Here is a 12,950-nt window from a genome sequence, read left to right as displayed (position 1 = left end):
CGGGCTCAGGAGAAGTAAAGCGTGGCAATTCAGCGCTGCGATCCAGTTCATCACGCTGACGCTGGTTTTGCTCCAGAAGATTTTGCTGCTGTTGCTCAATGGTATTTCTGTCAGCGGGAGATAAGGGAGCAGCAAAGGACGAAAACGCAAACACCATAACGCAGCAGGCTAATCCGTACAGCCCACATTTAAATTCAGAAGACATCAGTTTGCCCTGTCCCTAAGTGCAATTATTATCGGGCAAGCCGTTGGCAAACTTACACGATTATTATTATTTCGAAAGAAATTGAAATAAAACACAATTGGTACATGGCGACAACAGCCCAGATCACATTTAAGCTAATTCCCATTGACTTAAGTAAAATCTTATAAATATAAATTCCCCTCTGTAAAGCTAGCCATAAATTCCGCTGTATCGCAGGGCGCTAGCTATTAAGAAGTTGCCTGAAGGACTAACCACTAGCTACAAAGCAGATAGAGTTGTCTGAAGGTACGCAACGGATCGCGGTCCATTGCTGCTAACGATAAGACTATCAATGAAACGCTGCGCATTATCAGATACAGGTAACGGACATCGGCAGATTCTCAGACGATAATAACGGTCCCATTTACCCGTTGTTCTGCGCCGTTTCAGGAAGATTTATGGCTTATAAATACGCTGTCGCACTGCTTGTCCCGCTCCTTATTTCCGGCTGCACCTCGCATGCGAGCTCAGGCTATGACGGGCATCGCACCCACAGCTCTGCGGAAGTGGACGAAACCTATATCCGCGCGCCGTATCCCGATCCGTACTACAACAAAGAGTACATGAGCCAGGATCAGCGCCGGGCGATAAGCGAACAGCTCCGCGCAAACAGGCTCGAAGCGAGGGGACGGCGGGATAACAGCACCGACAGCGGCGACGGCTTCGGGCAGCCGGTGCCACGAGGTTTTTAACTGAGAGAAAAATGGATATGCAATATCACTGGCTAAATGAACCGCAGAACTGGTCGCTGGATAAGGACGTACTGTCCGTAGTAACGGACCGTAATACGGATTTCTGGCAAAAAACCTGGTACGGATTCGAGCGCTTTTCGGGCCATATCTTTGCGCGGGAAGTCACGGGCGATTTCACCTTTCAGGTTCGCGTGAGAGCGGATTTCACCACGCTCTACGATCAGGCCGGCATCATGTTTATGGCTGATGAAAAGCACTGGTTAAAAGCCGGAATCGAATTTAACGACGACGCGCCGGCGATCGGCAGCGTGCTGACGCTCGGCCATTCCGACTGGGCAACCGGCGTTTTTCCCGGTGAGGCAAAAGAATTCTGGATGAGGCTTACCCGCAAACAAGATAGCCTGCGGCTGCAATATTCAACGGATGGTCAGCAATGGCCGCTTCTGCGCTTGTCCTGCTTTCCTGAAAGGGAAAAATGCGCCGTTGGCGTGATGTGCTGCACGCCGGAGCGCGGCGGCCTGGCGGTTCAATTCGATCATATACAGCTAACGCCCGCGCTGGATAAAACCCTGCACGACCTTACGTGAAGGAATATCGGCTTTGCCTGTTTACCGGCCGCAGGCATGCTGCGCTGCGATAAACGGCGCCACCTGCATAATGCCCGCCGCAGACCGACGATGCGCAAGCTGCTGAGCCATCCAGTCCATATAAGGCGATACGTGGCTAAAAAAGGCGTGATAGCCGCTGCAAAGGTAATTCTGCCGGTGTTTTCCCTCAGAAACGATGCGGTGCTTCGGGCAGCCGCCCTGGCAGGCAAAGCGGTATTCACATTGCTGGCAGCGCGGTGAACGCGGGGTTTTACGCTCGCTAAACTGCCGCTGCTGTCGGCTGGCCGCCAGCAGATCCGGGGGCGTGGTGAGAATGTTGCCAAGCCGGTGCTCCGGCGAGACAAAATGATCGCAACTGTAGATATCCCCGTTTTGCTCGACCACCAGCGATGCGCCGCAGTTGGGGCGCATCACGCACAGGCTCGGCGTCTGCCCGGCCCATGCCGCGAGGGTGTTATCGAAGATCTGCACGAACACACGGCCAACATCGTGCCGCACCCACTCGTTGAAGACAGCGATTAAAAAGCTGCCGTAGGCCTTTCCCGTTACCGACCACGGCGTCACCGTTGCCGCAGCGTCATTTTCAATGCCTATTATCTCCCCAAAGCGCTCCGCAGCGGCTTCACGGCCAGGCGTTATCTCAACCGCCGGAATAAACTGCACGAATTTAGCGCCCAGATCACGGGTGAGGAAACGGTACACGTCGAGGGGGTAACGCGCCGTTTGTTCATTCACCACCGCGAGCAGGTTAAATTCCACGCCCGCCTCGCGCAGGCGCGCAACGCCTTCAATCACGCTGTTGAACACGCTGCGGCCGGAATGGGTCTTTCGCATGGCGTCATACAAATGCTGCGGCCCGTCGACGGATACGCCGACCAGAAAACGGTGTTCCGCCAGAAAGCGCACCCACTCTTCGTTAAGCAAGACGCCGTTGGTCTGCAGAGTGTTTACGATGCGTTTACCGCGGGCATAGCGCTGCTGTAGCTCCAGCGCGCGGCGGTAAAAATCCAGCCCGGCAAGCGTGGGCTCGCCGCCCTGCCAGGTGAAAGTCACCTCATCGCCGGGCGAGGTTTCAATATACTGGCGGATAAACTGCCGCAGCACCGTATCGGACATGTGCCGGGCGTGGGGTTGCTCCCTGAACAGGGTTTCACCTTTTGGCAGATAAAAGCAGTAATCGCACGCCAGATTGCAATGGTAGCTGGCGGGCTTAGCCATCAGGTGAAAGGATTTTTTCATCGCCTTGCACCGCTCTTGCGGGCAAAGCTTGCGGACAATCTGTCGAGCAGGATGGCCATCAGCACCACCACGATCCCGCTTTGTAGCCCAAGCCCGATATCGAGCTGCTGAATACTGCTGAGAATGTCGTTGCCCAGCCCGCCGGCGCCGACCATCGAGGCGATAATCACCATCGACATTGCCATCATGATAGTCTGGTTAACGCCCGCCATAATAGAGGGCTGTGCGGCAGGAAGCTGCACTTTCCACAGTAGTTGCCGGGGAGTGCAGCCAAAAGCAAGCCCGGCCTCAATGCGCGCCGCATTCACCTGGCGAATGCCGAGGTCGGTAAGGCGCACCACCGGCGGCATGGAAAAGAGTATGGTGGCGAAAATGCCCGGCGGCCGCCCCAGCCCGAAGAGAATCGTCGCGGGGATCAGGTACACAAAGGCGGGCATAGTCTGCATAAAGTCCATCAGCGTGCGTATCACGCTGCCTGCCGCGGCACGGCGCGCGCTCCAGATGCCTAGCGGGATGCCAATCAGCAGGCTGAAAAAGGTGGATGAGAGCGTCAGCGCAAGGGTAATGGAGGCGTGCTCGCTGTAGCCGCTGTAAATAATGTAGAGCATGGCCAACAACGCGAAAAGCGCAAAGCCTTTACCGATGCGCCAGAAGCCGAGCGCGACGGCAAGGATAACCAGTCCCCACGGAGTCAGCCAGCCGGTAAGCGTTTCCAGCCCGCCGGCAAAGGTATCAATAACGGTCGCAAAGCCGTCAAAAAAACCACCGGCGTGAGCCAGCAACGCGTGAATCGAGCGGTCGATCTCACGACTAAAATCTAAGGGATAGGCCATACATTTACCTGCTCAGGGCGTGTTCCAGACTTCGGCGTAGGTTTCCGCCAACTGCCAGCGTGAAGTGTCCACGCCGGAGAAAAAATGGCGTACATAAGGCGTGGCGGGCGCGTTAATGATGTTTTCCGGCGAGCCGACCTGCACCAGCTTTCCCTCTTCCATAATCGCAATACGGGTGCCCAGCCGCAGCGCCTCTTCCATATCGTGGGTCACAAACACCAGGGTACGCTTGTGTTCCTCCTGCAGCGCCAACAGCAACGCCTGCATTTCACGGCGAATAATCGGGTCCAGCGCGGAAAAGGCTTCATCCATCAGTAGCACGGACGGGTTCACAACCAGCGCCCGGGCCAGACCTACACGCTGCTGCATGCCGCCGGAAAGCTGATGAGGATAATGCGAGACAACATGGCCTAGCCCCACCTTTTCCAGCATGATTTTCGCCCGCAGGTGGCGCTCTTCACGCCCTGTTCCCGCCACTTCAAGGCCGAACGCGACGTTATCAAGCACCGTCCGCTCGTCGAACAGGGCAAAGGACTGGAAAACCATGCCGATTTGTTGCCGACGCAGGGCAATCATTTCAGCGGAGGAGAGCGCGCTGAGCGCCTGTCCCTGAAACAACACCTCACCCTTCCCTGGCGGGATGAGAAAGTTCAGGGTGCGCAGCAGCGTCGATTTACCCGAGCCGGACAGTCCGACGATGACAAAAATCTCGCCCGGATAAATTTGCAGATTAATATTCGTTAAAGCATTTACCGCAGTTTTTTTAACTGTCCGGAAGAAAAATCTTTTCCCCGCTGGCGGAGAATAACTTTTAAATACTTCACGTACTTCAATTATAGGTTGGGGCATAGCGGCATCACATATTTTTCAGAATCCGCATTACGCTAACTTAAAATATCGCAAAGAAGTTAGATATTTCGGCAAAGTCGATATGCTTATTTCGCATTAGCTTATTTGTATTCCGGTAATAGATAGGGCTGATGGTGAAAATTCCAGGCTTCATTTAATAACCAGGCAATGACTTTTTCCTGCTGTAACGACGCCGGTTTACCCCCGGATGAGAGTAAATAATATCCCCGCTCGGTACGCACCTCCGGCCCGCAAACAAAGAGCTGCTTGCTCTCAAGGAAAGCGGCAACCAACGGCCTCCAGCCCAGCGCGATACCCTGTCCTTCGACTGCCGCCTGGATAACCAAAGAGTAGGCGTTATAGGTACGAGAATCTGCGTGATGCTGCTGCGGTACGCCCTGCGCGCGAAACCAGTCATCCCAGGTCAGCCAGCGCTGCGGGCGTGTTTCCGGCAGTTTTAACAGCGGGTAGTTCAGCAGTTCGGATGGCGGAGAATTATCGCCTAACCGGCTGATAATTTTATGGTTGCAGACGGGAACCACATCCTCAGGAAACAGCCTTTGCGCCTGCGTTCCCGGCCAGTTGCCGTTGCCGAAATAGATAGCGAGATGAGCATTGCTGTCGCGAAAATTGTAGTCATTCGGCGAGGTGGAAACCTGCACTTCAACGCCTGGAATCAGCGCCTGCAAGGCGTTCATTCGCGGCAATAACCAGTAGCTGGCAAAGCCCATATCCGTATCGATGCGCAGGGTGCTGCGCTGGTGCCGGGTGCGCTCAAGCTGCTCGCTGATTTCCATAAGGCTTGCGCGAACAATCTGGTAAAGAGCCGCGCCGGATTCGGTTAATTGCACGCCACGATGGCGCCTTTCAAACAGCGGCCCATTGAGTAAATTTTCCAGCATTTGAATACGCTGACTGACCGCCGGTTGGGTAAGGCCAAGCTCATTTCCCGCGGCGGTAAAATTACCGTGACGAGCCGCTGCCTCAAATACCACCAGCACCTGCAAAGGAGGCAACTGTAATTTACCTGCCATAAACCCACCTTATACCATGATAATAAAATAAGCCCTTCACAGAATAAAAAAGGCGTGCGATAAAAATATCACGAATTACTTATTTAATTTCATTCCAGGTTAATGATGCTTATAAATAAACCGAATATCGTTATTCTTATGGCGGATCAGTTAACCGCCGGGGCATTACGCACCTATGGAAATAACGTCAGCCTGACACCTAATATTGATAAGCTGGCGTGCGAAGGGGTGGTATTTGAATCCGCCTATTGCAACAGTCCACTGTGCGCGCCTTCACGTGCGGCGATGATGACCGGGCAGTTTTTATCAAATAACGGCGTCTTTGATAACGCGGCGGAATTTCGAGCCGACTCGCCGACTTTTTGCCACTATCTGCGTGAGCAAGGTTACCGCACCTGGCTTTCCGGCAAGATGCATTTCTGCGGCCCGGACCAGCTACATGGCTTTGACGAACGCCTGACGACGGATATTTATCCGGCGGACTTCGGCTGGACGCCGGACTGGCAGCATCCGGAGCGCAGGCTGGACTGGTTCCATAATATGAGTTCGGTGCTGGAAGCCGGCGAATGCGTGCGCACCAATCAGCTCGATTTTGACGATGAGGCGCTGTTTATGGCGCGCCAGCGCCTTTACGATGCGGCCCGTAAGCCGAATGAAAAGCCTTTCCTGCTGCTGCTCTCGCTGACGCATCCGCATGATCCTTTCGCTATTCCTCGCCGCTACCTTGACCGCTTCAGCGAGGCGGACATCGATCTGCCGCAAACCCGCGCGCAGGACGTGGAGGACGATGCCCACTCCGCCCGACTTCGCGCGATGTATCAACTTGAAGAGGGGCTACTGACCGATGACCAGATTCGCCGCGCCCGCCATGCTTACTACGGCGCAATGGCCTATGTGGACGACTGTTTCGGCGAGGTTATTCGCACGCTTGAAGAAACCGGGCTTGCGGAAGATACCATCGTCTTTGTGGTTGCCGATCACGGTGAAATGCTGGGTGAACGCGGCCTGTGGTACAAAATGACCTTCTTTGAAGGGGCGGTACGCATTCCGTTTATCGTTCACAATCCTAAACGCTTTGCTGCGCATCGCGTGGCGCAAAGCGTTTCACTGGTGGATTTGCTGCCCACCGTTACCGAGCTTGCGGGCGGCAGGGAGCGTCTGAGCCAGCCCGTCGCACCGCTGGACGGACACAGTCTGGTTCCCCATCTGCACGGCGAACCCGGGCCGGACGAAGCCTGCGGGGAATATCTTGCCGAAGGGGCGATTGAACCGCTGGTGATGATCCGTCGCGGCCCGTGGAAATACATTCATTCCATGACGGAAGCGGCGCAGCTTTATCATCTGCAAAACGATCCGCTGGAGCGACAGAACCTCGCCGGTTTGCCCGATTATCACGATACCGTGCAGGCGTTTGCGGCCGAAGTGGCTGCCCGCTGGGATCTCGGCGCCCTTAATCAGCAGGTACGAGCAAGCCAGCGTAAACGGCTTTTTTTAACCCATATTGCAGGGCGCGATGCTATCCCGCAGTGGGATTTCCAGCCGCGCCAGGCGGCATCGCAACGCTTTATCCGTAACCACCAGACGCTGGATGAGCAGGAGGCTTTTGCCCGCTATCCGCGACCAAACCAGCATCCTCTTGGGGAATCATAATGAAAATGAAGAAACTCACCGCCTTAATGCTTCTGGCAGGCGCCGCATTACTTCCATTAACCAGCTTTGCGGCGGAAGACGCTCGCTGCGCCACCGTCACCCAGTCCGATCCGGGCTGGACGGATATCGCCGCGACCAATGCTGTTTCCGGCGTGGTGCTTAAGGCGCTGGGCTATCAGCAAAAAATAGAAAATCTGTCGGTTGCGCTGGCTTTCCAGGGGCTGAAGACAGGGCAACTGGACGTTTTTCTTGGCAACTGGATGCCAGCGCAGGCACCGGTAATCGAAAAATACTCCCAGGACGGCGCTATTAAAGTGCTGGGAGCGAACCTTGCGGCAGCGAAATTCACGCTGGCCGTACCGGACTATGTTGCCGCCGCCGGAGTAAAAGATTTTGCCGATCTGCAAAAATATGCCGATAAGTTCGACCACAAAATTTACGGCATAGCACCCGGCGCGCCAGCCAACCAGAACATCAAAAAAATGCTCGACAAGCATGACTTCGGGCTACAGGGCTGGAGCCTCGTGGAGTCAAGTGAAAGCGGTATGCTCGCGCAGGTGACCCGCGCCGTCAGCCGCCAGCAGTGGGTGGTGTTTCTCGGCTGGGAGCCGCATGCTATGAACACGCGCTTTAAGCTAACCTACCTGAGCGGCGGCGATGCCTGGTTTGGCCCGAACTACGGCAGCGCAACGGTAAACACCGTCACGCGCAAAGACTTTGCCGCACAGTGCCCGAACCTCAACCGTTTTTATAGCCAGCTTAAGTTTGACGTCGCGCTGGAGAACGCCATTATCACGCGCGTGCTGGACGACAAGCAAAGCCCGCCAGAGGCTGCCCGGGCGGAGTTGTCCCGGCGGCCAGAGCTCCTCAACGGCTGGCTGAGCGGCGTAACCACCCGCAGCGGCGAACCCGCTGAAGACGCGGTAAAAAAAGCGCTGGGGATCTAAAACCTGGCCGGGGGGACGTTGAAAAACCTTCCCCTTTTTTATTCATCCTTTCATAAGCGCGCCTGTAACTTTCTGCTGGCAACAAAAATTGCCGTCCCGGCTTTACAGAATGCCACTTCCCCTCTCGATCAAAAGCCAGACGCCATCTGGCCTTTCTTTTCTTATATGGTAGATTTCTCTGGAATTTTTAATCCTGGCAGCACCATTAGCTGCCATAAAGTGCCAGAACCACAACAACTAACCTGAGACAATGAAAAAGTTAGCCAATATCCACCTGCTGATAATGTTAATTCTGCTGGTTGCCGTCGGGCAGATGACCCAGACCATCTATATTCCCTCAATTCCAGACATGGCTCAGGATATGGGCGTTCGCGATGGCGCAATCCAGCGCGTAATGGCCGCATATCTGCTGACCTATGGCGTATCTCAACTTTTCTACGGGCCGGTTTCAGATCGCATTGGACGCCGTCCGGTGATCCTGGCGGGGATGTCGATATTTATCCTCGCCACGCTCTGGGCGTTATTCACGACCAGCCTGTCTGCGCTGGTGATTGCCAGCGCCCTGCAAGGCATGGGAACGGGTGTAGCCGGAGTGATGGCGCGCACTATGCCGCGCGATCTTTATGATGGCCCGGCCCTGCGTCATGCCAACAGCTTGTTGAATATGGGGATTCTGGTCAGCCCGCTGCTGGCGCCGGTTATTGGCGGCATGCTTGATTCAGCCTGGGGCTGGCGGGCCTGTTATGGTTTCCTGCTTGTACTTTGCACCCTCGTCGCGTTCTGCATGCTGCGCTGGCTGCCGGAAACGCGCCCGGCTCAGGCCGCGCCGCAACGCCTGGCGGCAAGTTACAAAACGCTGCTCGGCAGCGGCTCGTTTAGCTGCTATTTGCTGATGCTGGTTGGCGGCCTTGCCGGCGTGGCGGTCTTCGAAGCCTGTTCCGGCGTGCTGATGGGGGGCGTTTTGGGGCTAAGCGGCGTAGTGGTCAGTATTCTGTTTATTCTGCCGATTCCGGCAGCGTTTTTTGGTTCGTGGTACGCAGGCCGCCAGAACGCGCGTTTCTCAACGCTTATGTGGCAGGCGGTGCTGAGCTGTCTACTGGCGGGGATTTTGATGTGGCTACCGGGCTGGTTTGGCGTGATGAATATCTGGACGCTTATCGTCCCCGCCGCGCTGTTTTTCTTCGGGGCCGGAATGCTGTTCCCATTAGCCACCAGCGGTGCGATGGAGCCTTTTCCTTTTCTGGCAGGTACCGCCGGAGCGCTGGTTGGCGGCCTGCAAAATATGGGCTCCGGTGCGATGGCATGGTTCTCCGCCCTGCTGCCGCAAACCGGGCAGTTCAGCCTCGGCATGCTGATGACGGCGATGGGCGTGATGATTCTGTTTTGCTGGCTGCCGCTGTCGCATAAATTTCAGCGGCATGGTGAAGCGGTTTAGGGCGGATGGCGCTTATCCATCTTACAAAAGCTTTCGTAGGGCGGGTAAACGTTAGTGCCACCCGCTGCGGCCTTTAAAGCACCTTACTTAAAAACTCTTTCGTACGCGGGTTGGTCGGCGCGGTAAATAGCTGCGACGGCGGGCCCTGCTCCTGAATCACGCCCTGGTCGATAAATATCACGCGGTCTGCCACTTCGCGGGCGAAGCCCATTTCGTGGGTGACAATCACCATCGTCATGCCTTCCAGCGCAAGCTGTTTCATCACCGCCAGCACTTCGCCCACCAGCTCCGGGTCAAGCGCGGAAGTCGGCTCATCAAAGAGAATGATCGACGGTTCCATCGCCAGAGCACGGGCAATCGCCACGCGCTGCTGCTGACCGCCGGAAAGGCTTGCTGGCCAGGCGTCGATTTTATCTATCAGCCCTACTTTATGCAGCAGCTTTTCCGCACGGGATACCGCATCCGCTTTTGACAGCCCCTTGAGGGACATCGGCGCCATAATCAGATTCTCCAGCACCGTCATATGCGGGAACAGGTTGAAGCGCTGGAACACCATGCCGATGCTTTCGCGCAGCGTATTCAGGTTAGTTTTTGGATCGTGCACCGCAAAACCGTTCACCAGCACCTGGCCGCCATCGGGCTTTTCCAGCGCGTTCAGGCAGCGCAAAAAGGTACTTTTCCCGGAACCTGACGGCCCGATGACGCAGACGACTTCCTGCGGCGCGATGTCACAGGAGATGCCGCGCAGCACATGGGTTTTGCCAAACTGTTTCTGTAAGTCCTTAACGTGAATCACTTTTGCCAAACCTCTTTTCCATGTGTTGCACCAGCAGCGAGAGCAGGAACGTCAGCACCCAGTAAACCAGCGAGATAGTCAGATACGGTTCCCAGTAGGTCGCGTAAGCGCCGGAAACGGTACGCGCGGCGTAGGCCAAATCGGCCAGGCCAATGGCCGAAGCCAGCGAGGAATCTTTCACGATGGCGATAGCGTTATTGCCCAGCGGCGGCAGAATGCGGCGGAACGCCTGCGGCAAAATAACCTTGCGCATCGTTTTGCCCCAGCCCATACCCAGCGCGCGTGAGGCTTCCATCTGGCCTTTGTCGATAGACTGGATGCCGGCGCGGAAAATCTCGGAAACGTAAGCCCCGGCGTTGAGCGTAATCGCCACCACGCAGGAGAGAAATGCGCCATATTCAGAACGCAGTTCGCGGGCAAAATCCACCGACATCAGCCCGCTGGTCACCAGCACGCCGTCTCGTGGGTTGATAAATAACGGCACCAGCGCGAAGTGCACAACCATTATCTGCACGAACAGCGGCGTGCCGCGAAAAGCGCTGACGTAAACGCGCACCGGCCACTGAACGGCGTAACGCAGCACGTGTTTCCACGGGCCATCTTCGGCATGCGCCATACGGCCAAGCCCGAGCAGCAGGCCCCAGGTGGTGCCTAAAATCACGCAGATGATGGTGCATTTGATGGTCATGAGCGCGCCCTGCATAAATAGCGGCGCGTATTCTGAGATTATCTCCCAGCGAAATCCGGTCATACCTGTCCTTGTTGGGGCCGGAACGGCCCCGAGTCATGCGAAATTATTCAGCGGGGAGGGTTGGAACGTTGCTGTCAAACCAGGTGGAGTAAATCTTCGCGTAGGTCCCGTCAGCGATAATTTTTTTCAGGCCTGCGTTGATTTTACCCAGCAATTCCTGGTTATCTCTGGCGACCGCGATACCGAAGTACTGGCGTTCGAATTTCGTGTCAGAAACGGTTTTTAGCTGTTTTTCCGGATGGGATTTAATGTAGTACTTAATCACGCCGACATCGCCCACCGCCGCATCAATACCGTCTTCAGTCAGTTCCTGCAGCATCAGCGGCGTATTATCAAAGCGTTTGATATCAGTGCTGTTTTTGCCCAGCGTATCGGAAACCACGATATCGCCCGCGCTGGAGTTCACCACGCCAACTTTTTTACCTTTCAGGGCGTTAATGGAATCCACTTTAGAGTCTGTCGGCACTACGATGGACTGCTCTGCCGGAAAATACGGCGCGGAGAAATCGACCATCGCTTTACGCTTGTCGGTAATGGTAATGCCGGAAATGATGATGTCGCGGTCGCCTGAGTTCAGCGTGGCGAAAATGCCTTCCCACGGCGTATTCACCAGCTTGATGTCAAAACCTTCAGCTTTGGCAACGGCTTTGATGATATCGATATCGAATCCTTCAAGCTGTTTCTGGCTGTTTTCAAACTCAAACGGGCGGTAGGTACCGCCGGAGCCGACCACGTAAGTTTGCTGTGCGGCATAAGCGCAGGAGAGAACGGCGGAAGCGACACACCCGGCAAAAATAATTGTTTTAGCTAACTTCCTGATCATATGACGCTCCGATATATTCTGTATTTATGCATTTAATTTGCATAAAAATACATAATTTGACGAAGCGCGGCAACTGAAAGTTACCGGAAAGTCAGTTACCGCACTGCGGTTTAATAATCGCATCCAGCAATGGCTGCATTTCCGGCCGCCATGCGCCTTCTTCACCATCGTAAAATTTGCTGTCGTTATTCACCGCATACGGAAGATGGTTTTTCTGCAATTCACAGGCGATAAAAGTGGCGAACGCAATTTGCTGTTTGCCGGAAACGTTTTTTATACCGTCGCCGACGGACCAGGCGCCCACCCAACTGCTATGGCCGGATTTTTGTTGCCAGCGCACAACGTTGTTGATTCGCGCACGGATCGCGGCTTTTTCTGCGGGTGTGCCCGTCGTCCAGCCACGTTTGCCGTTTACCGCCACCGGACCATAAGGGAACAGATGCCAGTCGACCAGCACCGGGGGGTGGTTTTGCTCGGGCCATTTAAGGCTGTCCGGCTGGGTATGAGCATGCGGGGCGATAAATATCATGCGCTGCGGGCTGATTTTATGAATCGCCTTTGCGGTCTTTTCATAAAGATTATTGAGCTGCGCGTGCGTGAGCTTTTCGGAAGGCTCATAAAGAATATCGAACCCGAGCAGGGGATCGCTTTGCGCAAAATAACGTGCCACCGTTGTCCACCAGCCCAGCACTTTACCTTCGTTTTCCGCGCCGTTAGCAGCCTGATAACTGATAATCGGCACCACGTTGTAGCGCTTGCAAGCTTCGACGATTTTCTGCAGATGGACCAGGCGCTGATGCGTCGGCTCCCCCGCCACGCGGATACGAATATGCCCGATACCGCGCTGCTGAAAATCCCTTACCGCCAGGGGATCGAATTCGCGAATGCCGCGTTCGGTGATTGCCCAGTCAACGAGCATCCCCACGCCCAGCCGGCTGGTATAGGTTTGCGGGGTTAACGCAGGCGGCGTTGACGCCAGAACGCTGGCGCTTAAGCACAAGGCTGCCACAACAAAGAAAGGCTTTAACATTGGCCTGTAACTTCATGAG

13 protein-coding genes and 1 pseudogene are annotated in these 12,950 nt (G+C 55.3%); 5 read left to right on the top strand and 9 right to left on the bottom strand.

From position 1 onward, the window contains the following. A pseudogene (locus MUA00_RS02365) lies at positions 1 to 205 on the bottom strand (ShlB/FhaC/HecB family hemolysin secretion/activation protein); the annotation flags it as partial. Positions 206 to 642: 437 nt separating this feature from the next. Between MUA00_RS02365 and MUA00_RS02360 the strand changes: the two are divergent. Together MUA00_RS02360 and MUA00_RS02355 are read left to right on the top strand one after the other, a co-directional pair. Continuing rightward, positions 643 to 936, top strand: coding sequence for a hypothetical protein (locus MUA00_RS02360; protein WP_271121448.1), 294 nt, complete (start codon positions 643 to 645; stop codon positions 934 to 936). Positions 937 to 947: 11 nt separating this feature from the next. Then, positions 948 to 1,523, top strand: coding sequence for a DUF1349 domain-containing protein (locus MUA00_RS02355; RefSeq protein ID WP_271121449.1), 576 nt, complete (start codon positions 948 to 950; stop codon positions 1,521 to 1,523). A gap of 21 nt (positions 1,524 to 1,544) precedes the next feature. Here the strand turns inward: MUA00_RS02355 and MUA00_RS02350 are convergent, their stop codons facing one another. From MUA00_RS02350 to MUA00_RS02335, 4 genes are all read right to left on the bottom strand, one after another. Beyond that, positions 1,545 to 2,783: an anaerobic sulfatase maturase gene (locus MUA00_RS02350; RefSeq protein WP_271121450.1), complete on the bottom strand. Its 1,239-nt coding sequence runs from the start codon at positions 2,781 to 2,783 to the stop codon at positions 1,545 to 1,547. Further along, entirely contained in the window at positions 2,780 to 3,616 is an 837-nt protein-coding gene (locus tag MUA00_RS02345) for an ABC transporter permease (RefSeq protein WP_271121451.1), read from the bottom strand. The genes MUA00_RS02350 and MUA00_RS02345 overlap by 4 nt, the downstream gene beginning before the upstream one ends. Positions 3,617 to 3,628: 12 nt before the next feature. Then, on the bottom strand, positions 3,629 to 4,465 hold the full coding sequence (locus MUA00_RS02340; protein WP_271121452.1) for an ATP-binding cassette domain-containing protein: 837 nt from the start codon (positions 4,463 to 4,465) through the stop codon (positions 3,629 to 3,631). A gap of 101 nt (positions 4,466 to 4,566) precedes the next feature. Continuing rightward, positions 4,567 to 5,499 carry a LysR substrate-binding domain-containing protein gene (locus MUA00_RS02335; RefSeq protein ID WP_271121453.1) on the bottom strand — a complete coding sequence of 311 codons (933 nt, stop codon included), beginning with the start codon at positions 5,497 to 5,499 and terminating at the stop codon, positions 4,567 to 4,569. A gap of 105 nt (positions 5,500 to 5,604) precedes the next feature. On the opposite strand from MUA00_RS02335, the gene betC reads away from it, so the two are divergent. From betC to emrD, 3 genes are all read left to right on the top strand, one after another. Next, on the top strand, positions 5,605 to 7,149 hold the full coding sequence (betC, locus tag MUA00_RS02330) for a choline-sulfatase (RefSeq protein ID WP_271121454.1): 1,545 nt from the start codon (positions 5,605 to 5,607) through the stop codon (positions 7,147 to 7,149). Further along, positions 7,149 to 8,096, top strand: coding sequence for a choline ABC transporter substrate-binding protein (gene choX, locus MUA00_RS02325; RefSeq protein WP_271121455.1), 948 nt, complete (start codon positions 7,149 to 7,151; stop codon positions 8,094 to 8,096). Before betC ends, choX begins: the two co-directional genes overlap by 1 nt. Before the next feature lie 250 nt (positions 8,097 to 8,346). Next, positions 8,347 to 9,531 (top strand): multidrug efflux MFS transporter EmrD, encoded by a 1,185-nt coding sequence (gene emrD / locus MUA00_RS02320; RefSeq protein WP_271121456.1) that lies wholly within the window; start codon positions 8,347 to 8,349, stop codon positions 9,529 to 9,531. A 73-nt stretch (positions 9,532 to 9,604) separates the two neighbouring features. Here the strand turns inward: emrD and MUA00_RS02315 are convergent, their stop codons facing one another. The 4 genes from MUA00_RS02315 to MUA00_RS02300 all read right to left on the bottom strand — a co-directional run bounded on the left by MUA00_RS02315 (position 9,605) and on the right by MUA00_RS02300 (position 12,931). Next, positions 9,605 to 10,327 carry an amino acid ABC transporter ATP-binding protein gene (locus MUA00_RS02315; protein ID WP_271121526.1) on the bottom strand — a complete coding sequence of 241 codons (723 nt, stop codon included), beginning with the start codon at positions 10,325 to 10,327 and terminating at the stop codon, positions 9,605 to 9,607. Beyond that, positions 10,314 to 11,078 carry an amino acid ABC transporter permease gene (locus tag MUA00_RS02310; protein ID WP_271121457.1) on the bottom strand — a complete coding sequence of 255 codons (765 nt, stop codon included), beginning with the start codon at positions 11,076 to 11,078 and terminating at the stop codon, positions 10,314 to 10,316. Before MUA00_RS02310 ends, MUA00_RS02315 begins: the two co-directional genes overlap by 14 nt. A gap of 43 nt (positions 11,079 to 11,121) precedes the next feature. Further along, the gene (locus MUA00_RS02305) at positions 11,122 to 11,901 is read right to left on the bottom strand and encodes a basic amino acid ABC transporter substrate-binding protein (protein WP_271121458.1); all 780 of its coding nucleotides are present in this window, start codon (positions 11,899 to 11,901) and stop codon (positions 11,122 to 11,124) included. 91 nt (positions 11,902 to 11,992) lie between these two features. Then, positions 11,993 to 12,931: a cellulase family glycosylhydrolase gene (locus tag MUA00_RS02300; RefSeq protein WP_271121459.1), complete on the bottom strand. Its 939-nt coding sequence runs from the start codon at positions 12,929 to 12,931 to the stop codon at positions 11,993 to 11,995. Between the last annotated feature and the right edge of the window lie 19 nt (positions 12,932 to 12,950).

This window comes from Dryocola boscaweniae, from assembly GCF_025215095.1.
GTDB lineage: Bacteria > Pseudomonadota > Gammaproteobacteria > Enterobacterales > Enterobacteriaceae > Dryocola > Dryocola boscaweniae.
The sequence above is the reverse complement of the archived record's forward strand: the minus strand, read 5'-3'. Positions and strand labels throughout refer to the sequence as shown.

Excerpts from the sequence above, each read along its gene's own strand:
- MUA00_RS02335 (WP_271121453.1), bottom strand. The coding sequence starts at position 5,499 with ATGGCAGGTAAATTACAGTTGCCTCCTTTGCAGGTGCTGGTGGTATTT.
- MUA00_RS02355 (WP_271121449.1), top strand. The coding sequence starts at position 948 with ATGGATATGCAATATCACTGGCTAAATGAACCGCAGAACTGGTCGCTG.
- betC (WP_271121454.1), top strand. The coding sequence starts at position 5,605 with ATGCTTATAAATAAACCGAATATCGTTATTCTTATGGCGGATCAGTTA.
- MUA00_RS02350 (WP_271121450.1), bottom strand. The coding sequence starts at position 2,783 with ATGAAAAAATCCTTTCACCTGATGGCTAAGCCCGCCAGCTACCATTGC.
- choX (WP_271121455.1), top strand. The coding sequence starts at position 7,149 with ATGAAAATGAAGAAACTCACCGCCTTAATGCTTCTGGCAGGCGCCGCA.
- MUA00_RS02345 (WP_271121451.1), bottom strand. The coding sequence starts at position 3,616 with ATGGCCTATCCCTTAGATTTTAGTCGTGAGATCGACCGCTCGATTCAC.
- MUA00_RS02300 (WP_271121459.1), bottom strand. The coding sequence starts at position 12,931 with ATGTTAAAGCCTTTCTTTGTTGTGGCAGCCTTGTGCTTAAGCGCCAGC.
- emrD (WP_271121456.1), top strand. The coding sequence starts at position 8,347 with ATGAAAAAGTTAGCCAATATCCACCTGCTGATAATGTTAATTCTGCTG.
- MUA00_RS02305 (WP_271121458.1), bottom strand. The coding sequence starts at position 11,901 with ATGATCAGGAAGTTAGCTAAAACAATTATTTTTGCCGGGTGTGTCGCT.
- MUA00_RS02340 (WP_271121452.1), bottom strand. The coding sequence starts at position 4,465 with ATGCCCCAACCTATAATTGAAGTACGTGAAGTATTTAAAAGTTATTCT.
- MUA00_RS02310 (WP_271121457.1), bottom strand. The coding sequence starts at position 11,078 with ATGACCGGATTTCGCTGGGAGATAATCTCAGAATACGCGCCGCTATTT.
- MUA00_RS02360 (WP_271121448.1), top strand. The coding sequence starts at position 643 with ATGGCTTATAAATACGCTGTCGCACTGCTTGTCCCGCTCCTTATTTCC.